The 24,110-nt window shown below is 73.0% G+C and carries 22 protein-coding genes; 10 read left to right on the top strand and 12 right to left on the bottom strand.

Annotated elements, in window-relative coordinates; all coding sequences use genetic code 11:
* Positions 1–82 precede the first annotated feature (82 nt).
* The 6 genes from ACFPBZ_RS13415 to ACFPBZ_RS13440 are packed head-to-tail and all read right to left on the bottom strand — an operon-like array spanning position 83 to position 6,855.
* Positions 83–955 (bottom strand): LLM class flavin-dependent oxidoreductase, encoded by an 873-nt coding sequence (locus ACFPBZ_RS13415; protein WP_378036562.1) that lies wholly within the window; start codon positions 953–955, stop codon positions 83–85.
* Positions 952–1,806 (bottom strand): HpcH/HpaI aldolase/citrate lyase family protein, encoded by an 855-nt coding sequence (locus ACFPBZ_RS13420; RefSeq protein WP_378036669.1) that lies wholly within the window; start codon positions 1,804–1,806, stop codon positions 952–954. The genes ACFPBZ_RS13415 and ACFPBZ_RS13420 overlap by 4 nt, the downstream gene beginning before the upstream one ends.
* Positions 1,761–2,213: a MaoC family dehydratase gene (locus ACFPBZ_RS13425; protein ID WP_378036563.1), complete on the bottom strand. Its 453-nt coding sequence runs from the start codon at positions 2,211–2,213 to the stop codon at positions 1,761–1,763. The genes ACFPBZ_RS13420 and ACFPBZ_RS13425 overlap by 46 nt, the downstream gene beginning before the upstream one ends.
* On the bottom strand, positions 2,210–4,126 hold the full coding sequence (locus ACFPBZ_RS13430; RefSeq protein WP_378036564.1) for an AMP-binding protein: 1,917 nt from the start codon (positions 4,124–4,126) through the stop codon (positions 2,210–2,212). The genes ACFPBZ_RS13425 and ACFPBZ_RS13430 overlap by 4 nt, the downstream gene beginning before the upstream one ends.
* Positions 4,127–4,144: 18 nt before the next feature.
* On the bottom strand, positions 4,145–5,677 hold the full coding sequence (locus ACFPBZ_RS13435) for an acyl-CoA carboxylase subunit beta (RefSeq protein ID WP_378036565.1): 1,533 nt from the start codon (positions 5,675–5,677) through the stop codon (positions 4,145–4,147).
* A gap of 29 nt (positions 5,678–5,706) precedes the next feature.
* Positions 5,707–6,855: an acyl-CoA dehydrogenase family protein gene (locus ACFPBZ_RS13440; RefSeq protein WP_378036566.1), complete on the bottom strand. Its 1,149-nt coding sequence runs from the start codon at positions 6,853–6,855 to the stop codon at positions 5,707–5,709.
* 113 nt (positions 6,856–6,968) lie between these two features.
* Between ACFPBZ_RS13440 and ACFPBZ_RS13445 the strand changes: the two genes are divergently transcribed.
* A complete protein-coding gene (locus tag ACFPBZ_RS13445; protein WP_378036670.1) occupies positions 6,969–7,550 on the top strand; it encodes a TetR/AcrR family transcriptional regulator in 582 nt (193 codons plus the stop codon).
* Positions 7,551–7,999: 449 nt separating this feature from the next.
* Here the strand turns inward: ACFPBZ_RS13445 and ACFPBZ_RS13450 are convergent, their stop codons facing one another.
* The gene (locus ACFPBZ_RS13450) at positions 8,000–8,800 is read right to left on the bottom strand and encodes a helix-turn-helix transcriptional regulator (protein WP_378036567.1); all 801 of its coding nucleotides are present in this window, start codon (positions 8,798–8,800) and stop codon (positions 8,000–8,002) included.
* Between the two features lie 80 nt (positions 8,801–8,880).
* Between ACFPBZ_RS13450 and ACFPBZ_RS13455 the strand changes: the two genes are divergently transcribed.
* Complete coding sequence (locus tag ACFPBZ_RS13455) at positions 8,881–9,303, top strand: pyridoxamine 5'-phosphate oxidase family protein (RefSeq protein ID WP_378036568.1); 423 nt, start codon at positions 8,881–8,883, stop codon at positions 9,301–9,303.
* 90 nt (positions 9,304–9,393) lie between these two features.
* Positions 9,394–9,975 (top strand): DinB family protein, encoded by a 582-nt coding sequence (locus ACFPBZ_RS13460; RefSeq protein ID WP_378036569.1) that lies wholly within the window; start codon positions 9,394–9,396, stop codon positions 9,973–9,975.
* A 70-nt stretch (positions 9,976–10,045) separates the two neighbouring features.
* On the opposite strand, the gene ACFPBZ_RS13465 is transcribed toward ACFPBZ_RS13460, so the two are convergent.
* The gene (locus ACFPBZ_RS13465; protein ID WP_378036570.1) at positions 10,046–10,495 is read right to left on the bottom strand and encodes a GNAT family N-acetyltransferase; all 450 of its coding nucleotides are present in this window, start codon (positions 10,493–10,495) and stop codon (positions 10,046–10,048) included.
* 104 nt (positions 10,496–10,599) lie between these two features.
* On the opposite strand from ACFPBZ_RS13465, the gene boxC reads away from it, so the two are divergent.
* From boxC to ACFPBZ_RS13480, 3 genes are read left to right on the top strand one after another with little or no spacing between them, the layout of a single operon-like run.
* Positions 10,600–12,312 (top strand): 2,3-epoxybenzoyl-CoA dihydrolase, encoded by a 1,713-nt coding sequence (gene boxC / locus ACFPBZ_RS13470; protein WP_378036571.1) that lies wholly within the window; start codon positions 10,600–10,602, stop codon positions 12,310–12,312.
* 4 nt (positions 12,313–12,316) lie between these two features.
* Entirely contained in the window at positions 12,317–13,744 is a 1,428-nt protein-coding gene (gene boxB, locus ACFPBZ_RS13475) for a benzoyl-CoA 2,3-epoxidase subunit BoxB (RefSeq protein WP_378036572.1), read from the top strand.
* 42 nt (positions 13,745–13,786) lie between these two features.
* A complete protein-coding gene (locus ACFPBZ_RS13480) occupies positions 13,787–15,409 on the top strand; it encodes a benzoate-CoA ligase family protein (protein WP_378036573.1) in 1,623 nt (540 codons plus the stop codon).
* A gap of 73 nt (positions 15,410–15,482) precedes the next feature.
* On the opposite strand, the gene ACFPBZ_RS13485 is transcribed toward ACFPBZ_RS13480, so the two are convergent.
* Together ACFPBZ_RS13485 and ACFPBZ_RS13490 are read right to left on the bottom strand one after the other, a co-directional pair.
* The gene (locus tag ACFPBZ_RS13485) at positions 15,483–16,037 is read right to left on the bottom strand and encodes a TetR/AcrR family transcriptional regulator (protein ID WP_378036574.1); all 555 of its coding nucleotides are present in this window, start codon (positions 16,035–16,037) and stop codon (positions 15,483–15,485) included.
* Positions 16,034–16,960, bottom strand: coding sequence for an alpha/beta fold hydrolase (locus ACFPBZ_RS13490; protein ID WP_378036575.1), 927 nt, complete (start codon positions 16,958–16,960; stop codon positions 16,034–16,036). The genes ACFPBZ_RS13485 and ACFPBZ_RS13490 overlap by 4 nt, the downstream gene beginning before the upstream one ends.
* Positions 16,961–17,034: 74 nt before the next feature.
* Between ACFPBZ_RS13490 and ACFPBZ_RS13495 the strand changes: the two genes are divergently transcribed.
* Positions 17,035–18,282, top strand: a complete 1,248-nt coding sequence (locus ACFPBZ_RS13495) for an oxidoreductase (RefSeq protein WP_378036576.1) — start codon at positions 17,035–17,037, stop codon at positions 18,280–18,282.
* Positions 18,283–18,358: 76 nt separating this feature from the next.
* On the opposite strand, the gene ACFPBZ_RS13500 is transcribed toward ACFPBZ_RS13495, so the two are convergent.
* Positions 18,359–19,390, bottom strand: coding sequence for a phosphotransferase family protein (locus ACFPBZ_RS13500; RefSeq protein WP_378036577.1), 1,032 nt, complete (start codon positions 19,388–19,390; stop codon positions 18,359–18,361).
* Positions 19,387–20,373, bottom strand: coding sequence for a zinc-dependent alcohol dehydrogenase family protein (locus tag ACFPBZ_RS13505; RefSeq protein WP_378036578.1), 987 nt, complete (start codon positions 20,371–20,373; stop codon positions 19,387–19,389). The genes ACFPBZ_RS13500 and ACFPBZ_RS13505 overlap by 4 nt, the downstream gene beginning before the upstream one ends.
* A 310-nt stretch (positions 20,374–20,683) precedes the next feature.
* Here ACFPBZ_RS13505 and ACFPBZ_RS13510 point away from each other — a divergent pair, with 310 nt between their 5' ends.
* The 3 genes from ACFPBZ_RS13510 to ACFPBZ_RS13520 all read left to right on the top strand — a co-directional run bounded on the left by ACFPBZ_RS13510 (position 20,684) and on the right by ACFPBZ_RS13520 (position 23,985).
* Positions 20,684–21,238, top strand: coding sequence for a thermonuclease family protein (locus ACFPBZ_RS13510; protein WP_378036579.1), 555 nt, complete (start codon positions 20,684–20,686; stop codon positions 21,236–21,238).
* Positions 21,239–21,373: 135 nt separating this feature from the next.
* Entirely contained in the window at positions 21,374–21,901 is a 528-nt protein-coding gene (locus ACFPBZ_RS13515; RefSeq protein WP_378036580.1) for a hypothetical protein, read from the top strand.
* Positions 21,902–22,857: 956 nt separating this feature from the next.
* Complete coding sequence (locus ACFPBZ_RS13520; RefSeq protein WP_378036581.1) at positions 22,858–23,985, top strand: AI-2E family transporter; 1,128 nt, start codon at positions 22,858–22,860, stop codon at positions 23,983–23,985.
* Positions 23,986–24,110: the final 125 nt, after the last annotated feature.

The raw sequence follows: 24,110 nt of genomic DNA on the forward strand, positions 1-24,110 counted from the left end.
TCCGGTACGGCCATGTCCCTGCTCACAAGGGGTGGGCTACGCCCATGTGAGCACTGATCCGTGTCTCGACACGGATTTCTGCTCACAGGGCCTCGGCCACCCCGCGGATCGCCGTCTCGTGGTCGCCCTCGGCGCACAACGGCCCGAACAGGATCTGCTCCGCGCCGGCGTCCGCGTACTCCCGGAAGCGGGCCACCACCTCGTCGGGCGTCCCGTGCGGCACGCAGGCGTCGACGATGCCGCTCATGTCCTGGCCGTAGATCCGCTGCAGGGTCTCGACGGCGAGGGTCCGTGCCTCAGCCCGGGTGTCGGCCACCGCCGACCAGGCGAGCAGGCCGCCGGTGACCGGCCCGCGGCCCTGCTCGGCGGCGACGTCGTTCGCGAGCCGCAGGCCGCGCTCCACCCGGTCGGGGCTGCACAGGTACGGCATCCACACCTCGCCGGCCCGCCCGGCCCGGCGCATCGCGGCCTCCGAGCGCCCACCCACCCACACCGGCACCGGCCCGGTCGGCAGCGGGTCGAGCCGCGTGGGCCGGCCGTCGACCGGCACGGCGTCGCCGGCGAGGTAGGCGCGGACCACCGGCAGCGCCTCGTCCATCCGGCGGCCCCGGGCGCTCACGGGCACCCCGCAGGCCGCGAACTCGTCGGGGTTCTCCCCGCCGACGCCCACGCCCAGCTCGAAGCGCCCACCCGCGATCCGGTCGAGCGTCGCGGCCATCTTCGCCGCGAGGGCCGGCGGGTAGAGCGGGAGCAGGGTGACCGCGGAGAGCAGCCCCACCCGCGAGGTCGTCGCCGCGGCCGCGGCCAGGGCGACGAACGCGTTCGAGGTGGGGCTGCCGAACAGCACGTGCTCGCCGCTCGCCACGAGGTCGTACCCCAGCTCCTCGGCCTGCGCCGCGAGGGCGGGCACCTCGGCGGCGTCGGCGCCCGAGGGCAGCATCAGGCCGACCCTCACGCCTCGCCCACCTTCGCCAGGATCGCCGCGGCCATCCGGAGGTGCACGTCGTCGACCATCTCGCCGTCGACCACGCCCACCCCGGCGGAGCGTCCGGCCTCCACCACCCGCCGCGCGTGCTCGACCTCGGCGTCGGAGGGCGTGAACACCTCGTGCGCGAGCGTCACCTGCGTGGGGTGGATGCAGATCTTGCCGTCGTAGCCGAGGTCGCGGCCCGCGGCGGCGTCGGTGCGGAAGAACGCCTCGTCGCGGACGTTCACCACGGCCTGGTCGAGCGCCCCGACCCCGCCGACCCGCGCCGCCAGCAGCACCTCCGAGCGCGCGAACAGCACCTCCGCCGACGACGCGGTGCGCCGCCCGCCGACCGACGCGATGTAGTCCTCGGCCCCGAAGTACGCGGCGGTCACCTCGGCGCCCTCGAGCAACTCCCGCACCCGCGCCACGCCCCGGCCGGTCTCGATCCCGACGATCACCGGACGGTCGCCCACCGCGTCGCGCAGGGCGTGCAGCTGGGCCCGGTCCTCGTACTTGGGGAGCACCACGCCGGCTGCCGACCCCGCGACCACGGCGACGTCGTCGTCGTACCAGGGCGTGCCCGGGGCGTTGACACGGACCAGGACGAGGCCCCCGTGGTCCGGCAGGTTCTCCAGCGCCGTGGTGCGCGCGGTGTCCTTCGCGTCCGCGGCGACGGCGTCCTCGAGGTCGACCGCGATCGCGTCGGGGCCCGGGCGCGGCGCCTTCGCGATCATGTCGGCGCGGCCGCCGGGCACGAACAGCAGGCTGCGGGGGATTCTCGGCGCGGGGGTCAGCTCGGCCTCCGGTGCATCAGGCCCGTCCGGCGGACGGTGCAGACGGTCTCGTCGCGCTGGTTCTGCGCGCGGTGGGCGAACACGACGATGCCCGCGTCGGGCCGCGACCGCGACTCCCGGGTCTCGACGACCTCCGTCGACACCCGCACCGTGTCGCCGTGGAAGACCGGCTTCGGGAAGACCGCGTCGGTGAGCCCGAGCTGCGCGACGATCGTCCCGAGCGTCAGCTCCGGCACGCTGAGCCCGACGACGAGGGCGAGGGTGAACATGCTGTTCACCAGCGGGCGGCCGAACTCGGTGCGCGAGGCGTAGTCGTGGTCGAGGTGCAGCGGCGCCGGGTTCATCGTCATCGTCGTGAACAGGACGTTGTCGGTCTCGGTGACCGTCCGCCGGGTGGCGTGCTCGACGACGAGGCCCTCGGGGAGGTCCTCGAACCAGAGGCCGCTCACGCGCGCACCGCCGAGGCCAGGGTGTCGAGCGACGACGGATCCTCGAGCGCCGAGGTGTCGCTGCGGGCCTCGCCGTACAGGAGCACCTCGCGCATCAGGCGGCGCATGATCTTGCCGGTGCGGGTCTTGGGCATGGCAGCCGTGACGATCACGCGGTCGGGCCGGGCGATGCCGCCGATGGTGTCGCCGACGAGCCGGATCACCTCGTCGGCCACGCCGTCGCCGCTGTCGCCCGACACCGTCACGAAGGCCACCGGCACGGTGCCCTTGGTCGCGTCGGGGACCCCGACGACAGCCGCCTCCACCACCCGCGGGTGCGATCCGACCACGGCCTCGATCTCCATCGTCGAGAGCCGGTGCGCGGCGACGTTGATGACGTCGTCCGCGCGCCCGAGCACCCAGAGGTGCCCGTCGGCGTCGACCACGGCCTCGTCGTTGGTGGCGTAGCAGCCGGGGAAGCGCTCGAAGTAGGTCGAGAGGTAGCGGTCGTGGTCGTCCCACACGGTGCGCGCCAGTGTGGGGAAGGGCCTCGTCATGACGAGGTTGCCCTTCGTCCCGTCCGGGACCTCCCGGCCGTCGTCGTCGACCACCCTGCAGGCGTGCCCGGGCAGCGTCGTACCGGTGGAGCCGGCCTTGAGGTCGTCGACGCCCGCCACCGGATAGGTCCAGGTCGACCCGGTCTCGGTCTGGCCGTAGGCGTTGACCACGGGAATCCCGAGAGTGTCGGTGGCCCATGCGAACGTCTCGCCGTCGAGGGGTTCGCCCTGCACGGTCACCAGGGAGAGCCGGGGGAGGGGATGGGCGTGGGCGAGGTCGTCACCGAACTTGCGGAGCATCCGCAGCACGGTCGGCGCGCACAGCACCTTCGTGATCCCGTGCTTCTCGCACACCTCGTAGAAGCGGGCGGAGCTCGGGGTGTCGAGCGCGCCCTCGTAGCAGGCGATCGTCGCGCCGTTGGCCAGCCCGCCGATCACGGCCTGGATCGGGAACGTCAGCCAGCCGACGTCCGCGGCCACCCAGTAGACGTCCTCGTCGGTGATCGCGGTCTGCCAGTGCGCGTTGGCCCAGGTGCCCAGCAGGAAGCCGCCGACGGAGTGCACCACGCCCTTGGGGCGCGACTCGGTGCCGCTCGTGAAGATGAGGAACGCCGGCTCGTTGGGGTCGAGCGCCACGAGCTCGCTGCCCTCGGGGTGGTCGGCCACCAGCGCGGCGTAGGAGGTCTCGCCGTCCTGCAGCGGCACGCCGTTGCCGGTGCGGTCGACCACCACGGTGTGCTGCAGCGTGGGGGCGTCGGGGCGGGCCGAGCGCAGCGTGTCGAGCAGCGGCACCGGCTTCCCGCGCCGGTAGATCGCGTCGGCCACGACGACCACCGTGGCGCGTGCCGAGGCGAGCCGGGAGGCCACGGCGTCGCGGCCGAACCCGGAGAACAGCACCGTGTAGATCGCGCCGATGCGGTTGCAGGCGTGGATCGCGGTGAAGGCCTCGACGAGGTTCGGCATGTAGATCGCGACCACGTCGCCCTTGCCCACCCCCAGCGCCGTCAGGCCCGCGCCGAGGCGCGACACCTCGTCGGCGAGCTCGGCGTAGGTCACCGTGCGGCTGTCACCGGGCTCGCCCTCCCACACCACGGCGGGGCGGTCGGGGACGGTCTCGGCCCAGCGGTCGACGCAGTTGTCGGCGACGTTGATCAGCCCGCCGTCGAAGTAGCGGAAGTCGCCGAGCTCCCCGGTGCGCACGGTGTCCCATCGGCGCATCCAGCGGTGCTGCTCGGCCACCCACACCCAGTAGTCGTCGGGGTCGGCGTCGTGCAGCGCGCGGGCGTGCGCGATCTCGTCGGCGTAGCGCGCCGAGCGCTGGTCGGGGCGCAGCGGGATCAGCGGCGCGGCGATCAGGGCGGTGAGCGAGTCGTCCATGACCGGCTCCTCCTGTACTCAGACGGGGCTGACGATGTGGTGGCGGCGGGGCGCCGACCGGGTCCAGTTCTCGGCGTGCCGGAGCCGCACCGCCAGCTCGGTGCGCAGCTCCTCGGGGGGCACCACCGTGTCGACGACGAGGTCCGACGCCATGCGCAGCAGGTTGATCTCCGCGCGGTGCTCCTCGACGAGCCGCGCGACGGTGGCCGCCCGCTCGGCCTCGTCGGGCATCTCGGCGATCTTGCGGGCGTAGACCGCGTTCACCGAGGCCTCCGGGCCCATCGCGCCGATGAACGCCGTCGGCAGCGCGATCGTGGCGCGCGGCTCGAAGCCCGGGGCGCACATCGCGTAGAAGCCGGCGGCGTAGGCCTTGCGCAGGATGATCGAGAACTTCGGCACCTCGGCCGAGCTCATCGCCGCGATCAGCTTCGCGCCGTGGCGGATGATGCCCTGGCGCTCCACCGCCACGCCGACCATGAACCCGGGCACGTCCTGCAGGAACAGCAGCGGGATGTTGAACGCGTCGCACCAGGAGACGAAGCGGGCGGCCTTGTCGGCGGAGTCCACGTGGATCGCGCCGGAGCGCACCTCGGGCTGGTTCGCGACGAGGCCCACCACGCGGCCCTCGAGGCGGGCGAGGCCCACGACGATCTCCTGGGCCCAGTCGGGCTTGATCTCGAAGAACGTCCCGGCGTCGACCAGCCGGTCGATCACCTCGACCACGTCGTAGCCGGTCACCGGGTCGTCCGGGATGACGCCCGACCAGTCGAGCACCTCGGGCTCCACCGGCTCCGCGAGGGCGGGGCGCTGCGTCCAGTCGGCGGGGAGGTAGTCGAAGAGCAGGCGCGCCGCGGCGATCGCCTGCCAGTCCTCGTCGAACACCGAGTCGCCGCAGCCGGAGACCTCGGCGTGCATGCGGGCGCCGCCCATCTCCTCGGGCGTCGTCCGCTCGCCGGTCACCTTCTCGGCCACCCGCGGGCTCGCGAGGAACATCGAGGCCCGGCCCTCCACCATGCCCACCCAGTCGGTGAACGCCGGCATGTAGGCCCCGCCCGCGGCCGACGGGCCGTGCAGGCAGCAGATCTGGGGGACTCGTCCGGAGAGCGCCACCTGCAGGCGGAAGATCGCGCTCGCCCCGCGGCGGCCGGGGAAGAACCCCATCTGCTCGGTGAGCCGCCCGCCCGCCGAGTCGACGAGGTAGAAGACCGGGAGCAGGTCGCGGTCGGCCCGCTCGAGGATGCGGATCTGCTTCTCGCAGGTCAGCTCGCCCCACGATCCGGCCTTCACGCCGAAGTCGTGGGCGATCACCGCGACGGGCCGGCCCTCGATCGTGCCGACGCCGGTGATCACGCCGTCGGCGGGCAGGGAGCCCGCGAGCAGCCCGTCCTCGACGAAGCTGCCCTCGTCGAGCAGGACCGCCAGGCGCTCGCGCGCCGAGAGGGTCCCGGGGTAGCGGCTCGTGTCGCCACCCCGGCGGGCGATCTCCGCCGCCAGGACGACCTCGTCCGCCGAGGGAGGTGCCGGCGCCCCAGGGGGGACGGGCGCCGACACCTCCCTCAGCGGACGTGCGTCGCTCGCCGTCACGGGACCAGCCGCTTGGACAGGATCTCGAGCTGGATCTCGTCGGTGCCGCCGCCGATGCGGAGGATCCGGACGTCGCGCTGGTGCCGGACGATCGGGGTCTCCTCGAGGTAGCCCGCGCCGCCGAAGAGCTGCAGGGCCTCGTCGACCACGTGCGCCGCGGCCCGGCACGCGAAGTACTTGGCGGCGGCGACGGAGCGCCCCGCCTCGGGGTGGCCGCGGTCGATGCGGTCGGCCGCCTGGTAGGTCAGCGCGCGGGCGGCCTCGAGCTCGATCTCGGCCGCCGCGATGCGGTGCCGGATCGTCTGCAGCCCCGTCAGCGGGGCGCCGGACACCTCCCGGCCCTTCACGTACTCGATGACCATGGTGAGCGCCTCGGCCGCGTGGCCCAGGCCCATCCCGGCGAGCACCACGCGCTCGAGCTGGAAGGCCTCCATGATCTGGTAGAAGCCGCGGTTCTCGGCGCCGAGCACGGCACTCTCGGGGACCTCGACGTGGTCGAGGATCACCTCGCGGGTGTCCGACGAATGCCAGCCGAGCTTCTCCAGCGGCTTGCCGGTGGAGAGCCCGGGGGTGTCAGCCGGGACGACGAACGTCGTGATGCCGCGGTGCCCGGTGTCGTCGGTCCGCGCCCCGACGATCAGCACGTCGGCGATGCCGCCGTTGGTGATGTACATCTTGCGGCCGTCGATCACCCACCCGTTGTCGGTGCGATGGGCCTTCGTCGTGATGCCCGCGACGTCCGACCCCGCGCCGGGCTCGGTCACGGCGATGGCCGCGACGGCCGTCCCCGCGGCGATGGCCTCGACCCAGTCCTGCTTCTGCTGCGTCGTCCCGTAGCGCACGAGGTGGGGGCCGGCCATGTAGGCGCTGACCAGCGCGCCCACCGCGATCCCGCCGCAGGCCCGCGCCAGCTCCTCGGAGAGCACCGTGACCGCGGTGGCCTCGCCGCCCTCGCCCGCCGAGCCGCCGAACTCCGACGGGGTGAGCAGACCGAGCAGGCCCGCCTCGCCCATCTCCTTCCAAAGCCGCTCCGGGGGGTGCCCGGCGCGCTCCGACTCGTCGACGAGGGGACGGATCCGCTCGTCGGTGAACCGCCGGACCGAAGCCCGGAAATCCTCGTGCACCTCGTCGAGCTCGAACGCCACGTGATCCTCAATCCTCGATCGCCCGGTCGGGATCCCACGTTCTCGACCGACCGGTCGGGCGAATGTAGGCTGGGCCACACAACGGGGTCAAGTCCTAGGGTCGGGGGGTGGCGATGGGGAGTCGGGCCGACGAACAGCGCCGCCGGATCCTCGACGCCGCCGTGGTGGTGTTCAGTCGTCGCGGCTACCGCGCGACCTCCATGAACGACGTCGCCGCCGGCGTCGGGCTGTCCAAGCCGACGCTGTACCACTATGTGCGCACCAAGCAGGACCTCCTCGTCGGCATCTACGAGCAGGTCCTCGACGAGAGCCTCGCCTCGGCCCGCGCGATCGTGGCTGCGGCACCGACCCCGCTCGAGGCGGTGCGGGCGCTCGTCGTCGAACGGGTCCGCTACACGTGCGAGCACCAGGACCTGCTGAAGATCTGCTTCGAGGAGGAGTCCGAGCTCCCCGACGAGCTCGCCGAGCCGATCCTCGAGCGCCGCCGCGCCTTCGAGGCGGTGGTGCTCGGCGCGGTGCAGGCGCACCTCGACGAGGCCGGCCTGGAGGTCCCGATCCCGCCGAAGGTCCTGGTGAACACCGTGCTCGGCGCCGCGAACTGGGTCTACAAGTGGTACAGCCCGTCCGGTCCGCTCTCGCCCCGCGAGCTGGGGGAGCAGGTCGCGGCGGTGCAGCTCGCGGTGCTGGGCGGCTGACGTCCGGTCGACGGCCGCGTGGGTCGACTTCAGTGGTGACGCGCCGTCCCGGGGCTGCGGCGCGCCGCTGACCTCCGGTCGACCGGACGATGATCGTCTTCAGTGGAGCGAAGAGGGGCGGGGACTGATCGGTCCGCTCCACCGCTGCCGATCATTCGGCCCGGTCGGCGCGGAGATCCCGTCGACCGGCGCGAAGTGGGGTCAGGACCGATCGGTCCGCGCCGCGGACGAGATCTTGCCCAGGAGCGCCGCGCAGTCCCGCTGACGTCCGGTCGACCGGACGGTGATCGTGCTGAGTGGAGCGAAGAGGGGCGGGGACCGATCGGTCCGCTCCGCACCTCCCGATCACGCCGCCCGCCAGCGCGAAGATCCCGTCGAGCGGCGCGGAACGGGGTCAGGACCGATCGGTCCGCGCCGCCGGACGAGATCTTCCCCGGACGGCCCCAGGATCACGACGAGGCGGCGACCTCGGGCCCGGCGGACGAGGACCGGAGCTCGCTCGGCGCGACCCCCCGGTACCGGCGGAACGCGGTGCTGAAGCTGAACGGGTTGGCGTAGCCGACGCGGCGGGCGACGGCGGCGACGGTGGTGTCGGGCTCGGTGAGCAGGGCGCGCTCGGCGAGGTCGAGGCGGTGCTCGCGGACGTAGGAGAGCGGCGAGGTGCCGACGGCGTCGCGGAAGCGGCGGGCGAACGCGGCCCGGCTGATCCCGCTCCGGCGGGCCAGGCCGTCGACGGTCCAGGAGGAGGCCGGGTCGGCGTGCACCGCCGCGAGGGCCTCGGAGACCCCGGCGTCGGCGACCGACGCGATCGGGGCCGCGCCGGTGAGGACGTCCCGGACGACGTCGGTGACCAGCCAGTCGAGGAGGCGGCCGGACACCACGTCACTCGTCCCCAGCTGCCCGACGAGGCGCTCGATCAGCAGCCGGCAGAGCTCGGAGTCGGCGGGCACGACGACGTGGTCGGGCAGCCGGACGAGGCGCTGCGCCGCACCGTGCAGGGCGAACCGGACCACGAGCATCGTCGTCCCGGGCTCGACGACCCGGGCCGGGACGCCGCCGCGACCGCGGAGCAGGACGACGTCCCCCGCGTCGAGCGGGCCGTCGAGGACCTCGACGCGTCCGTGGGCGACGGCGAGCAGGGCCCACCGGTCGCCGGTCGCGAGGGAGGTGGCCCCGGGCTCGAGCTGCTCCACCGCGAAGGTGGGATCGCCGACGTGGACCGTCCCGAGCAGTCCCTCGACCGTCTCCACGCCCGCAGGATAGACGCCCGCGAAGGTGCGCAGGAGCCGCGCGGATGGGCGGGTCGAGTTCCGCGACGGAGGCTGGACGCATGACGTTCACGGCTTCCGACCGGGCACTCCTCGACCGTCCGGTGCACGGGCTCCTCACCACCCTGCCGGGCCCGGGCCGGCTCCCGGCGCCCCGCCCGGTGTGGTTCGAGCGGACCCCCGACGACGACGTGCAGCTGTTCTCGATGGCGGGCGCGCTGAAGCTGCGGCGCCTCGAGGCGGACCCGCGCGCGACGTTCGTCGTGATGACCCTGCCCGACGACGATCCCGAGGGCTGGGTGTCGATGGAGGCGGAGGCGACCGTCCTCGACCACGGGGCCTCGGAGCTCGCCCTCCGGCTCTCCGAGCGCTACTGGGACACGAGTCGGTCCGAGTACCGGGAGATCCTCGACCTCTACCGGGTGGAGGAGAACCTGCGGCGCATCGTCCTGCACCCCACCCGGGTGACCCGGGGGCCGGCCTGACCCGGACATCTTCCCCCTGGAGGAGGACAGGAGCTGACCGCCTCGGGTCCTAACGTCGACCTCACCAGCCGCGATGAGGAGACAGTCCCGATGAGCATCACCCCGGAGGTCAGCATGGCGATCGACCCGAGCACCCTGTCCGGCGAGCGTCGCGACCTGATCGAGAGCCTGCAGGTGCACCGCGGGTTCCTCCTGCAGACCGTGCAGGGGCTCACCGAGGAGCAGGCGCGGACCCGGTCGACGATCTCGGTGCTCAACCTCGCGGGGCTCATCAAGCACGTCGCGCTGACCGAGGCGGGATGGCTGGCGTTCGCGAAGGAGGGCCCGTCGTCGATGTCGATGGAGTGGCCCGAGGTCGACTGGAACGACCCGGTGATCCAGGAGCGGATGGCCACCGGCGACATGCGCCACGACGAGTTCAACCTGCTCGGCGACGAGACGCTCGAGTCGATGCTGGCGTTCTACGCGAAGGTGGCCGACGAGACCGACGCGTTCATCGCCGAGGCCGACCTGGACGTCTCGCACCCGCTGCCCGAGGCGCCCTGGTTCACCCCCGGCGCGACGAGGTCGGTGCGGCGGGTGGCGATCCACATCATCGGGGAGACCGCGCAGCACGCCGGGCACGCCGACTTCCTCCGCGAGGCCATCGACGGGGCGAAGACGATGGGCTGAACGGCGGCACCGCTCGTCGGAGCGAACGGCACTCTCGCGCACATAGAAGCAGCGAGAGTGCCGCTCGCTCCTACTGGGAGGGCGCCGTCGTGGCCGCCTTCGTGGTGACGCGGCGCCGGAGCTCGCCGGTGTCGCGGGCGTCGAACCCCTGGGAGGCGAGCCAGGCCTCGACGCCCTCCCGGTCGGGGTGGGACCGGGGGACCACGTTGTAGACGTAGTTGAGCGACCGGGCGGCGGCCTCCTCGCCGAGCTTGTCCATCGCCCAGGAGCCGACCCCGCGGGTGCGGAACGCCGGAACCACGGCGACGAGGACCTCGGCGTCGCCCCAGGTGTCGTCGAGCCGCCCGAACGCGGCGACCTCGCCGTCGGCCGACTCGACCCGCCACCACGCGTCGCCGAGCGCGTCCCCGGGCGCCGGCGAGCCCAGTCCGTGCACCGCCGGCCCGGCGGGGGAGAAGGCGTCCGCCTTGGCCTCGTCCCACACGGGGGTCGGCTCCGCGGTCCAGGTCCACTCGGTCACCGCTGACCACTTCCTCACGCCTTGCCCTCACGACTGTCTACGGGTCTTCCCGCCTGCGTCACAGTGTCGTAGAATGTGGCACAGGCGACAAGGGGAGGTCCACGGTGACGGTCCTGGACGAGCCGGTCAACGAGACCGTGGCGCCGGAGCGGGTCCCGCCGGTCGACTTCGACACGGCGCCCGGGGAGTACCGGCACTGGCGCTTCACGGTCGACGGCGACACGGCGTGGGTGTACCTCGACGTCGCGGAGGACGGCGGGATCGTCCCGGGCTACGAGCTGAAGCTGAACTCGTACGACCTCGGGGTCGACATCGAGCTCTACGACCTCACGCAGCGCCTGCGCTTCGAGCACCCGCAGGTCCGCAGCGTCGTCCTGACCAGCGGCAAGGACTCGAACTTCTGCGCGGGCGCGAACATCCGCATGCTCGCGGCGTCGAGCCACCCGTGGAAGGTGAACTTCTGCAAGTTCACCAACGAGACCCGCAACGGCATCGAGGACATGACCGCGGCGGGCCAGACCTGGATCGCGGCGCTCAACGGCACCGCGGCCGGCGGCGGCTACGAGATGGCCCTGGCGTGCGACCGCATCCTGCTGGTCGACGACCGCTCGTCCGTGGTGAGCCTGCCCGAGGTCCCGCTCCTCGGCGTGCTCCCGGGCACCGGCGGGCTCACCCGCGTCATCGACAAACGCCGCGTCCGCAAGGACCGCGCCGACGTCTTCGCGACGAAGTCCGAGGGCTTCGGTGGCAAGAAGGCCGTCGAGTGGAAGCTCGTCGACGAGGCCGTGCCGCGCCGCGACTGGGACGAGACGGTGCGCGCCCGCGCCACCGAGCTCGCGGGGGACCGGCCCGCTGACGCGCAGGGCATCACCCTGCCCCCGCTGCGGCGCACCGAGAGCGACGGCGACCTCACCTACGACCACGTGCGCGTCACCCTCGACCGCGCCGCCCGCACGGCCACGATCGTCGTCGCCGTCCCGGAGATGTCCGACGACCCGGCCTCGCTGCACGAGCTCGGCGCGGCGCACCCGCTGCTGGCCCTGACCCGCGAACTCGACGACGCGATCCTGCGGCTGCGCACCAACGAGCTCGAGATCGGCACCTGGCTGCTCCTCACCGAGGGCGCGCCCGAGAACGCCCTCGCCGCCGACCGGCTCATCGCCGACCACCAGGACGACTGGCTGGTCGCCGAGACCACCCGCTACCTCAAGCGCACCCTCAAGCGCCTCGACGTCACCAGCCGCAGCCTCATCGCGCTGATCGAGCCGGGCAGCTGCTTCGCCGGCCCGTTCCTCGAGATCGCGCTGGCCTGCGACCGGCAGTACATGCTCGAGGGCACCTTCGAGGAGGCCGAGGACGCGACGCTCCCGAGCGGCGCGGAGGCCACGGAACCGGCCGCGCTCGTCGTCACGCAGGCGCAGTTCGGCACGTTCCCGATGGGCAACGGCCTGACCCGGCTGGAGAGCCGGTTCTACGGGGACGACGCCACGGTCCGGGCGATCCCGCTCGACGAGCCCCTCACCGGCTCCGACGCCGAGGAAGCCGGCCTGGTGACCGACGCCCCCGACGACATCGACTGGACCGACGAGATCCGGATCCTGCTGGAGGAGCGGGCCTCGCTGAGCCCCGACGCCCTCACCGGCATGGAGGCCAACCACCGGTTCGTCGGCCCCGAGACCATGGAGACCCGGATCTTCGGGCGCCTCACGGCGTGGCAGAACTGGATCTTCGTCCGGCCCAATGCGAGCGGACCCGAGGGTGCGCTGCGCAAGTACGGCACCGGCCGCAAGGCCGACTTCGACCAGAAGCGGGTGTGATCACATGACCAGTGCGCGACCGAAGATCGACTTCGACTCGAAGATCCCGAACAACGTCGACCTCGCGGGCGACCGCAAGCTCCAGCGGGCCCTCGAGCGCTGGCAGCCGAACTTCCTCGACTGGTGGGGCGACATGGGCCCCGCGGTCGACACGAAGGACGTCTACCTGCGTACCGCGGTCGACGTCGGCCGCGACGGGTGGGCGCACTTCGACCACGTCCCGATGAACGAGTACCGCTGGGGCGTGTTCCTCTCCGAGCACGACCCCGACCGCAAGATCGCCTTCGGCGAGCACAAGGGCGAGCCGGTCTGGCAGGAGGTGCCCGGCGAGTACCGCGCCGACCTGCAGCGCCTCATCGTCATCCAGGGCGACACCGAGCCCGCGTCGGTCGAGCAGCAGCGCTTCCTCGGGGCCACCGCCCCGTCCCTCTACGACATGCGCAACCTGTTCCAGGTCAACGTCGAGGAGGGCCGCCACCTCTGGGCGATGGTCTACCTCCTGCACGCCTACTTCGGGCGCGCGGGGCGCGAGGAGGCCGACCAGCTCCTGGCCCGCAACTCCGGCTCGGACGACTCGCCGCGCATCCTCGGGGCCTTCAACGAGGAGACCCCCGACTGGCTGTCGTTCTACATGTTCACCTACTTCACCGACCGCGACGGGAAGTACCAGCTCGGGACGCTGAAGGAGTCGGGCTTCGACCCGCTGAGCCGCACCTGCGAGTTCATGCTCAAGGAGGAGGCCCACCACATGTTCGTGGGCACCACCGGCATCGACCGCGTGGTCCGCCGCACCGCGGAGCTGATGCAGACCCACGACACCGAGGCGGTCGCCGGCGCCGGCGGCATCCCGCTGACGATGATCCAGAAGTACATCAACTTCCACTACACCGTCTCGCTCGACCTGTTCGGCAACGAGTCCTCCACCAACGCGGCGAACTACTTCACCGCGGGCATCAAGGGCCGCTGGCAGGAGGAGCGTCGCGACGACGACCACCTGCTGGCCGACGACGCGAGCCACGTCGACGCGTTCCGCGACGGGCAGATCTCGCGCAACGAGGTCCCGGCGCTGCTGGCGCTCAACCAGGACCTGCGCCACGAGTACATCAACGACTGCAAGACCGGTCTCAAGCGCTGGAACCGGATCCTCGCGAAGGCCGGCATCGACGCCGAGCTCTACCTGCCCCACGTCGGGTTCAACCGCCAGGTCGGTGCGTTCGCCTCGGCGAACATCACCCCCGACGGCAAGGTCGTCAGCGAGTCGGAGTGGAACGCGCAGAAGGACCGCTGGCTGCCCACCGAGCTCGACAAGACCCACGTGCGCAGCCTGATGCACCCGGTCCTCGAACCCGGCAAGATCGCGGGCTGGATCGCCCCGCCGTCGACCGGTATCAACGACAAGCCCGTCGACTTCGAGTACGTCCACTTCCAGTAGCCGTCCCGAGCCAGTAGCCGACCCGAGCGCCCGGAGGCGGCCGTGCTGTCCCACCACCAGCAGTTCAACGCGTCGCACTACCTCCTGCACCGCCACCTCCCCGCGGGGGCGTCGCGGGTCGCCGTCCGGGCGCTCACCCCGGGCGGGGTCCGCGAGCTGACCTACGGCGAGGTGGCCGAGGAGGTCGGGAAGGTCGCGTCCGGCCTCCGGGGGCTCGGGGTCCGCCCCGAGCAGCGCGTGCTCATGGTCTGCTCGGACGGGGTGGAGCTGTTCACCGCGATCCTCGCGACGATGCGGATCGGTGCGGTCGCCGTGCCGGTCTCGACGATGCTGCGCGGTCCGGAGCTCGCGAAGCTCGTCGGCGACTCGCGGGCGACGGTGCTGCTGTGCTCGCCGGAGTTCGGCGAGGTCACCCGCGTGGCGGTGGAGCTGGCGGGCTCGCCCGACCTCACCGACGTCGTCGTCACCTCCGCCGGCGTGCCGGTGAACGACCCCGACCCGCTCGCCGGCTACCCGGTCCGCACCCGCGACTGGACCGACCTCGTCGCCGCGGGCTTCGGGCACGACGACGGCCAGTACCCCACCTGGGACGAGTCGCCCGCCCTCTGGCTCTACACCAGCGGCACCACCGGGACGCCGAAGGCGGCGATGCACCGGCACGCCGACATCCGCACCGTCTGCGAGACCTACGGCGCGCAGGTGCTCGGCATCCGCGCCGACGACGTCTGCTTCTCGGTGGCCAAGCTCTTCTTCGCCTACGGCATCGGGAACTCGATGTTCTTCCCGATGGCGGTCGGCGCCTCGGCGGTGCTCTCGCCGGGCCGCCCGTCCCCGGGAGCGATCGCCGCGGTGCTCGCCGAGCACCCGGTCACGCTGTTCTACGGCAGCCCGTCGGTCTACGGCCCGCTGCTCGCGAGCGACCTTCCCGACGATGCCTTCGCGCGCGTGCGCCGCGGGGTCAGCGCGGGGGAGGCCCTGCCGGCCCGGATGGTCGTCGGGATGCGCGACCGGTTCGGTCTCGAGGTGCTCGACGGCATCGGCTCCACCGAGGCGCTGCACATCTACCTGTCGAACCGGCCCGGCGAGGTCGCCCCGGGCACCTCCGGGGTGCCGGTGCCGGGCTACGAGGTGGAGATCCGCGACGACGACGGCACGATCGTCGCCGACGGCGAGAAGGGCACCCTCTACCTGCGCGCCGACTCCCTGTGCACCGGCTACTGGTGCCGCACCGACGTCAACCGCCGCGTGTTCGAGGGCGAGTGGATGCGCACCGGCGACACCTACGTCCGCAACCCCGACGGCACCTACCAGTGTCTGGGCCGCACCGACGACGTCCTCAAGGTCGGCGGTATCTGGGTCACGCCGATGGAGGTCGAGGAGCGGCTGATCACGCACCCGTCGGTGGCCGAGGTGGTGGTCGTGGGCGTGCCCGACGCCGACGGCCTCGACCGCACGGTCGCGTGCGTCGTCCCCGCCGAGGGCGCGGTCGTCGACCCCGACGCGCTCATCGCCTGGTGCCGCGAGGGCCTCGCCTCGTTCAAGAAGCCGAGCCACGTCCTGACGATCGACGCGGTCCCGCGGACGGCCACGGGCAAGGTGCAGCGGTTCCTCGTCCGCGAGCTCGCCGCGAAGGTGCTGGCCGAGGGCGTCCTCGCGGGTGGTTAGGCCGTCGCGCAGACGGCGACGAAGACGAGGCCTTCTGCTGCCCCGGCGCGCAGGTGCCGGGACGACTCCACCGTCAACCTACGGGCGCCACCAGGCGGAGGGCGACCTCGGGGTCGGGGACGAACGACGGGTCCGCCAACCTCTCGGCCACCAGCCCGTCGATCGCGCCGCCCAGGGCGACCGCGAGCGTCCGCGGGTCGCCGGGACCGCACTCGCCGTTCGCCTGCGCCGCCTCGACCAGGGCGGCCACGGGGCGCCAGCGGGCCGGACGGTCGTCGCGGTCGTGCACCACGGCGGCGTCGAGGGAGTCGGCCAGCACCCGGGCGTGCTCCGGGTTCGCGCCCAGGTGCCCGAGCATCGTCGTGACGTAGGCCCGGAGAGCTTCGCCGGGTCCCGCCGCCGCATCGACGGCGTCGCCGACCGCCGCGACGAGGGCCTCCAGGACGTGCGCGTACGCCGCGCGGACCACCGCGTCCTTCGTCCGGAAGTGGTAGAGCACCGCTCCCTTGGTGACGCCCGCGGCCTCGGCGATCCGGGCGAGCGAGCACCGGCCGTAGCCGTGCTCGGCGACCAGCGCGATCGTCACGTCCACGAGCTGGCGGCGCCGGGCGTCCTCGGTGAACGTCACGTCGTCAGGACAGCAGCGACGTCGCCGGCGATCCGCTCCGGGTGCTCACCGGAGATCGCGTGCGAGGCGTCCGGGTAGGTGAGCACCCTCGCCGTCGGGTTCAGGCGCCGGGCGTTCTCGGCGGCGGCCGCGCTGTCGTGCATCACCGAGCGCCCGGCGAGGATCACCAGGGTGGGGACCGGGAGGCGTGGCTCGAGCAGCGTCGGCTGCGGCAGGGCGAGCGCGTAGGTCTGCATCCCGGCCTCGATCATGTCCGCGACCGGCTCGTGCTCCACCGGTGCCCCGTTCGCGGTGTATGAGCCGAACGCGTCCCGCCAGCTGCGGGGCAGCCAGCGCACCGAGGCCGGGACCGACCGCACCACGGTCCCGAGCGGGATCGGCGCGAAGGTCTGCGCCGGCTCGATCAGCGTGAGGCTCGCGAGGCGTTCCGGACGACGCACGGCGAGGTTCGCCGCGGTCCACCCGCCGATCGAGAGCCCGAGCACGTGGACCGTCGGGGTGGGGAGGGCGGCCAACGCCTGGTCGAGCCACGCGGCCTGGTCGGCGTCGTCGACGATCGGGCGCGACTGGACGCTGCGGCCCGGCTCGCCCAGGAGATCCATGGCGTAGACGGTGCGCAGGGCGCGCAGCGACGGGACGTTGTCCGCCCACACCGGCGAGGCCGACGCCCGGCCGGGAATCAGGACCAGCGGTGTCCCGGGCGGTCCGTCGAACCGGTACATCCGGACGACGCCGTGGTCGGTCCGCACGTCGAGCGTCGCGTCCGGCACCGGCATCCGGGTCATCGCCGCGCGGTAGGCGACATCGAACCGGTCGTGCCCCTCGAGGGAGGTGAAGTGACCCACGGGAGCCGTCCGCCTCGTCGTCAGGACGACCGTGGCGACCAGGGCCAGCACGACGGCGACGAGCACGGTTCTCCGCATGATTAGAAGTCTGACCGGTCGGTCAGACGACGGTCAAGTGCACCGTCGCCGGTCGGGGACGGTTGGATCATGGCGTGACCGTCCTCAGCGACCCCCTCGAGCTCCCGTGCGGCGTCGTGCTGCCGAACCGGCTCGTCCGCGCGGCGATGACCGAGAGCATCGCCGACCGCCGCCACGACCCCTCCGAGCGCCACGACCGCCTCTACCGCGAGGCCGCGGCCGGCGGTCCGGGGCTGGTGATCACCGGGAACGTCATGGTCGACCGCGCGCACCTGGAGCGGGCCCGCAACGTCGTCGTCGACGGCGAGACCGATCCCGCCGCGCTGCAGCGTTGGGCCGCCGCGGCCTCCGGGGTGCCGACGATCGTGCAGCTCTCGCACCCTGGGCGCCAGGAGACCCGTTACGTCAACCCGCACCCGGTGGGGCCCTCGACCGGTCCGGCCGTCGCGCTCGGCGGGGCCTACGCGCGGCCCCGAGCGCTCGCGGCCTACGAGATCGCCGAGCTGCAGCGGCGCTTCGTCGACGCCGGGGTCCGGCTGGTCGGGGCCGGGTTCGCGGGGGTCGAGGTGCACGCCGCGCACGGCTACCTGCTCTCGAGCTTCCTCGACCCGGCGACCAACCGGCGCACCGACGCCCACGGCGGCTCGCTGGAGAACCGCGCCCGGTTCCTGCTCGGGATCGTCACGACGATGCGCCGGGCGCTGCCGCCGCACGCGGCGGTCGTCGTGAAGCTCGACGCCCGGGATGACGACGAGCTGGTGACGCTCGGGCGGTGGCTGCAGGACGCGGGGGTCGACCTGCTCGAGGTCTCGGGCGGCAACTACGAGGCCCCGGCGATGGTCGGCCTCGACGCCTCCGGCGCGGAGCTGGCGGGGGAGCACGAGTCGCCGTTCTGGAACTCGGCCGCGGCGCTCGCGGGCGCGGTCGACGTGCCGGTGGTGCTCACGGGCGGGTTCCGCACGCGGGCGGAGGTCGATCGGGCGTTGGACGCCGGGGTGTGCGCCGCGGTGGGGGTGGGGCGCCCGCTCGCGGTGCGGCCCGACCTCGCCGGGCGCTTCGTCCGCGGCGAGACCGACGACCTCGACCGGCCCGCTCCGCGCCTCGGGGGACCGGCGCCGGTGCGCAAGCTGCTCGGCGCGGCGGTGGGCGCCGGGTGGCACCGCATCCAGCTGGCGCGCACCGCCGACGGCCGGGGCCCGCTGCTGGGCCTGCCCGCCCTCGCGGCCGGGGTCGACTACAGCGTCGGCGACTGGACCCGCAGCCTCGTCGAGCGCCCGGGCCGGATGCGTCGGGCCGCGCGGGAGCGGGCGGCCCGGCACTGAGGCCCTGGTGGTTGGAGCGAACGGCACTCTCGCTCACGTAGAAGCAGCGAGAGTGCCGTTCGCTCCACCAGAAGGCTCAGCCCCCGAGCTCGGCCAGCGCCGTCTCGGCCTGCTCGGTGATCGCCTCCGGGCCGGTCACCTCGTCGGCGTCCGCGCCCTCACCCATGTCGCCGGCCTGGTAGCGGGTCCACACCCCGGCGTGGATGCAGGCCGCGCGCCAGCGGGCGAACGCGATGTAGAAGGCGATGTCGGGCAGCGTCGTGCCGGAGGTCTTCTCGTACCGCGCGATGAGGTCCTCGCGGGTGGGGAAGCCGCCGAGCTGCGTGGGGTTCGGCAGGGCCGCCGGCACCGTGTCGCCCTCCTGGGACCAGGAGACGAGCACGTGCCCGAGGTCGCAGTAGGGGTCGCCGATGGTCGCGAGCTCCCAGTCGAACACCGCCGCCGCGGACCCGTCGTCGAGGTAGGAGATGTTCCCCGACCGGTAGTCGCCGTGCGCGATCCGGTTCGCGGGCGGCTCGGGCACCCGCGCCGACAGCGCCGCGTGCGCCGCGTCGATGGCCGACAGGTCCTCCATCGCCGACGAGTGCGCCTGGCGGTGCCACCGCTTGAGCTGCCGCTCGACGAAGTTGCCGGGCCGCGCCATGTCGTCGAGCCCGACCTCGCCGGGCTCCACCGCGTGCAGCGCCGCCAGCACGTCCATCGTCGACTCGCCGATCCGCGTCTTGACCTCCGTCGAGGTCACCCACGACGCGTCCTCCGGGCTGTTGAGCACCCGCCCCGGCGCGAAGTCCATGACGTAGAAGTCGACGCCCGCGATGTCGTGGTCACTGCAGAACGCCACGGGCGGCGGCACCGGGACGTCCGTCGGTGCGAGCGCGGAGAGGAAGCGCCACTCGCGGCCCATGTCGTGCGCGGTCTCGAGCACCCCGCCCATCGGCGGACGGCGCAGCGCCCACGTGGTGCCGGCCTCGTCCTTCACGCGGTAGGTCAGGTTGGAGCGGCCGCCGGTGATCCGCTGGAACGTCACGTCCCCCTCGATGCCGGGGACGTTGTCGCGGAACCAGGCCACGGCCTCGTCGGGAACGCCGCTGTCGCCGGAGAGGCTCATCGCACCGTCACCACGATCTTGCCGACCTGCTGGTTGGACTCCAGGTACTCGTGGGCCTCGACGATCGTGTCGAGCCCGGAGAACACCCGGTCCACCTGTGGGGCGAAGTCGCCGGAGCGCAGTCCCGCTCCCACGAACTCGCCCGCCCGCCGCAGCCGTTCCTCGTCGTGAGTCATCGCGAAGAGGGTATAGCTGCGCATCCACAGATCGGGGAGCGTCTCGGCGGGAAAGATCGTCGGTTGCCCGGAGAGCAGGCCGTGGATCGTCACGATCCCGCCCTTCGCGGTGGCCCGGCACAGGTCGGTGACGCCGGGGCCCGCGACCGCGTCGAACACGTGCTCCACCCCGCGGCCCCCGGTGATCTCCAGGACCTTCCCGACGAGGTCCTCCTCCCCGGTCGCGACGACGTGCGCCGCCCCGGCGTCGAGCAGAGACTGCGCCTTCGACGACGACCGCGAGGTCGCGATGGGGATCGCACCGACCCGCCGGGCCACGGCCATCGCGGCGAGCCCGACGCTCGAGGTGGCCGCGGTGATCAGCACGTGGTCGCCCGCCGTCAGCCCGCCGGTCTCGACGAGGCCGCCGTAGCCGACGAGGAACGGCATCCACACCGCGGCGCCGTCCACCCAGGACGTCGCGTCGGGCAGCGGGACCACCGCGCGGGCGGGGACGAGGGCGCGGTCGGCGTAGACCGAGTAGTCGTTCATCGAGAACCCGGGCACGACGCTCACCCGGTCGCCCACCGCGAACCGGCCGGGCTCGCCGACGGCCGAGACCGTGCCGGAGCACTCGTAGCCCAGCCCGGCGGGGAGTCGCGTCTCCTCGATGTAGGTGCCCTGCCGGAACATCGACTCGGCCCGGTTCAGCCCGATCGCTGCGACGTCGACCACGAGCTCGCCCGGGCCCGGCACCGGGTCGTCGACCTCGGTCACCTCCAGCACCGACGGGCCACCCAGCTCGGAGAACCGCACCGTCCTCGTCATGCTCCGCCCACCTCCCGTCGCGTCGCCCGCCCGGAGATCGTGCCCGTCGGGGGTGCCCGCGCGCCCCCTCTGCCCGGACGGGCGCCGCGTGGGCGCCCAGGGCCGTCCGGGGAGCCCGGAGCGCCCACTCGGCGGTGCGGCCAGGGCGCCCGGTCGCCGTCGGTCGTGCCCCGCTCGACCGGCCGGTGGACCGCGCCCCGACGGGGACGAACGGCTCGATCGTGCCCGGGAGCTGCGTGGAAATCGTGCGCTGAACTACACGGGGTGACCGGTGGCGCAGTGATTCTCACGGTGCGTCACACTGTCGCGCGTGAACACTGGCACCGCGCCCCGGGTGCTCCTCGCCATGGCCTGTCTCCTCGGCCTCGTCGGGGCCGTCGCGGTCCTCGTCGGCGCGACCGGCGCCCCCGTTCCCGCGGAGCCGCGCCCGGCCGCGGTCGCGGCCGTCGCGCCGCAGGACCTGCCCGACGAGCGCGGAGAGCCCGCGACGGTGCTCGCCGTCGCCGACCCGGTCACGATCGACGTCCGGCTCGAGGGCGGGCGGGCACTGCGGGTCCGCGTGCTCGGGGTGCAGCCGCCCGGCGCGTGCTATGCCGAGGAGGCGCAGCAGTTCGCCCGTGGCGCCCTCGCCGGCAAGGCCGTCAGGCTCGTCGGCGACGGGCGCTCCGACCGCTTCTCCCGCGCGCTCGCCTGGGTGTCGCTCCCGCAGGGCGAGTACGCGGTGCTCGCCGCCGAGGCGGGCGTCGTCACCACCTACGCCGCCGACGCGCCGCCCGAGCGCATGCCCGCCGTCCGCGCCGCCCAGGAGCGGGCCGAGAACGCCGGGCGCGGGATGTGGGGCCCGGAATGCGTCACGGCCTCGTGAGTGCCGAGCCGCCGACATCATCCGGGAATCGTCGGCAATCGTGCTCACCTGCGTGAACCCGCCATTCTCGGCCCCTCTCGTTCGGACGAATCGACGATCGGTACCGTCGGGTCGACCAACATCGGGGGGAATCACGTGAAGAATCTGCTCAAGAGCAAGCGCGCGAGGGTGGCCGTGATCGTCGGCGGCGCACTCGGCATCGTCGGGATCGCGCTCGCCGCTTTCCTGCTCACCGCGACCGTCACCGGGGGTGTGACGTTCCGCGATCAGAATGCCGACTTTCGCGTCTCAGCGTCGGGCACTCTCGGGACCAACGGAATGGACTGCACCAACAGCAGGGTCACTGACGGCAACAACATCTCCATCAACCCCGTCATCGCCCGGTTCACCAGCCCCGGGAAGCCCGCTCAGGTCCCCGCGCAGCAATGCACCGTCGCCGTTCGGATCGACAACACCGGGAGCGTGCCCCTCGCCGTCGACGGCACCTTCAGCGCTCCCGCCGGTGTCACCTTCGCCTTCGGTGGCGGCCCCGCCAATGGCAGCATCCCCGCCGGTGGCCGGGCCGACTACACCGTCAACCTCGACGTCGCCGCTGGTAGCCAGCCCTCCGCCGGCCTCATCACCGGAGAGCTGCGGCTCACCAGCTCCGGGGGCACCCAGTAGTCCGTAGGTCCACGAGAGCGGCCCCTTCCCGGACGGGAGGGGGCCGCTCCGGGTCCGGCACGAATGCGGAGAGGCACGGGGCGGCGGCCGGTATGCGTGCGGGCACCGGTCGATCCACTGCGCGGAGGAAGCTCTTCCGCTGAGGATCGGTGGCATTTCGGGCAGCGAGTCGATCGTCCCTGACCGGTGAGTTGTCGGACCGGAACGCCGGCGACCGGGTCCACCCGTACGGAACAGCGACAGCGGGAATGACGTCGCACGGAGTGCGGGCCCACCGGAGAATCGCATGGCCCTTGCCGCATTCGGAGCGGGTGCGGCGATCTCTCCTGTGATCGCGGTACTGACGCACGGGCGCTTCGAGTTGGTGCAGCCGATCGTGAGGATTCGGCTGCTCTCCACGCCGACCCGCAGTCCCTGTCGCCCGTGCCCCTTCGACGAATTCCGAACGGTCGGTACGTCCGTCACCGGTCGCGTCGACGTGCTTCTCCTGTGGTGTGGATACACCACCGCCGCCGACGTCCTCGACCGGTGGCTGGAGGCGTCGGGGAGGGGTTGGTAGCGCCCGGTAGGACCGGCGGCCGGACGAATCGGAGGCTCCCGACCGCCTCGACCCGGCAGGCGAGCACCGTGCCGTCCGTTGTGTCCTTCGGGGCCGATGCCCCGGTGCTCGCCCGGCGGGCACGGTGACACCGACGCGACCGCACGGAGGTGGCGAGGACACCGAGCTCTGCGACATCGCCACCTGGTTCGTGGCGTGCCGGACCCCCTGATCCGCGGCTCTGCCGTCGAGGTCGCCGACGGGTCGCGCCGCCCCGGCGTGGGTCGGCCGGTACCCCGAGAGAGGACACCTCGTGACCGAGACGACCCGGCCCACGGAGAGTGCGGACGAGCCGCGCGGCGCCACGCCGGACGGCCGTTCCCCGAAGGCGGGCGGGGGGCGCGGGCACCATCCCTCGGTGGCCCAGCCCCACCTCGACACGGAGGGACCGATCGCCGAGGCCGAGGCGAGTGCCTCGCGGTCGAGCACCGCCCAGGAGCCCCTCGGCCCGCTGGGTCCGCCGTTGAACCGCCGCTCGCCGTTCCTGATCGGGCTCAGCGCGGCGCTCGGCGTGGCGGCCGTGATCGCCCTGGTGCAACTGGTTCCCGCCGCGGCCGACGTCCTGATCCTGATCGGGGTCGCGCTCTTCGTCGCGCTCGGGCTCGAACCGGCGGTGTCGCGGCTGGCCCGCCGCGGGCTGCGGCGCGGGCTCGCGGTCACCCTGGTCTGCGTCGGGTTCGTCGTGATCGTGGGCGGCTTCCTGGCCGTGGCCGTTCCGCCGATGATCGAGCAGGCGGCCGGTTTCCTGGCCCGGACCCCGCAGTATCTGCAGCTGCTGGGCGACCGCAGCTCGATCATCGGACAGCTCGACGCCCGGTTCGGCCTGCAGCAGCACCTCCAGCAGGCCCTCGCCGACAACAGCTCGACGCTGATCAGCGGTGTGCTCGGGGTGGGGTTGGCGGTGCTGGGCTGGCTGGGCGACACCGTGGTCGTCGTCGTGCTGACGGTGTACTTCCTGGCGGCACTGCCCGGGATGCGCCGAGCGGCGTACCGGCTGGCGCCGGCCTCGCGGCGGCCTCGCACCGTGTTGATCGGCGACGCCATCTGCGTCCGCTTCGGCGGCTACGTGCTGGGCAACGTGGTGATGTCGGTGATCGCCGGCGTGGTCACGTTCGTCTGGCTGCTGGTCGCCGGGGTGCCCTATGCGCTGTCGTTGGCGGTGCTGGTCGCGCTGCTGGACCTGATCCCCGCCGTCGGTTTCGTGATCGGCGGCGTCCTGATCACGCTGGTGGCACTGACCGTGTCCTGGCCGGTGGCCCTCGCCACGCTCGGGTTCTTCGTGGTCTACAACCTCCTCGAGGAGTACCTGCTGACGCCGAAGATCATGGGCAGGACGGTCGAGGTCCCCGCCGTGCTCACCGTGGTCGCGGTCCTCGTCGGCGGTGCCCTGCTCGGGGTCGTCGGAGCCGTGGTGGCCATCCCGGTCGCCGCCGCCGTGCTGCTGGTCGTCCAGGAGATCGTCTTCCCGCGCCTCGACCGCTCCTGAGCCGCACGACCGCCGTCGGGCATCGCCCGGCGTGCAGGCTCCGGTGGGCGGGACGGAGCCTTGACAAAGTCATTCGACCGTCGAAATATGTGGGCGAGGTTGGTGGCGCGCGGAGCACGACGGTG

Origin of the sequence: Actinomycetospora atypica, from assembly GCF_042653685.1 — a bacterium.
Lineage (GTDB): Bacteria > Actinomycetota > Actinomycetes > Mycobacteriales > Pseudonocardiaceae > Actinomycetospora > Actinomycetospora atypica.

Excerpts from the sequence above, each read along its gene's own strand:
- ACFPBZ_RS13430 (WP_378036564.1), bottom strand. The coding sequence starts at position 4,126 with ATGGACGACTCGCTCACCGCCCTGATCGCCGCGCCGCTGATCCCGCTG.
- ACFPBZ_RS13445 (WP_378036670.1), top strand. The coding sequence starts at position 6,969 with ATGGGGAGTCGGGCCGACGAACAGCGCCGCCGGATCCTCGACGCCGCC.
- ACFPBZ_RS13455 (WP_378036568.1), top strand. The coding sequence starts at position 8,881 with ATGACGTTCACGGCTTCCGACCGGGCACTCCTCGACCGTCCGGTGCAC.
- ACFPBZ_RS13460 (WP_378036569.1), top strand. The coding sequence starts at position 9,394 with ATGAGCATCACCCCGGAGGTCAGCATGGCGATCGACCCGAGCACCCTG.
- boxB (WP_378036572.1), top strand. The coding sequence starts at position 12,317 with ATGACCAGTGCGCGACCGAAGATCGACTTCGACTCGAAGATCCCGAAC.
- ACFPBZ_RS13490 (WP_378036575.1), bottom strand. The coding sequence starts at position 16,960 with ATGCGGAGAACCGTGCTCGTCGCCGTCGTGCTGGCCCTGGTCGCCACG.
- ACFPBZ_RS13500 (WP_378036577.1), bottom strand. The coding sequence starts at position 19,390 with ATGAGCCTCTCCGGCGACAGCGGCGTTCCCGACGAGGCCGTGGCCTGG.
- ACFPBZ_RS13505 (WP_378036578.1), bottom strand. The coding sequence starts at position 20,373 with ATGACGAGGACGGTGCGGTTCTCCGAGCTGGGTGGCCCGTCGGTGCTG.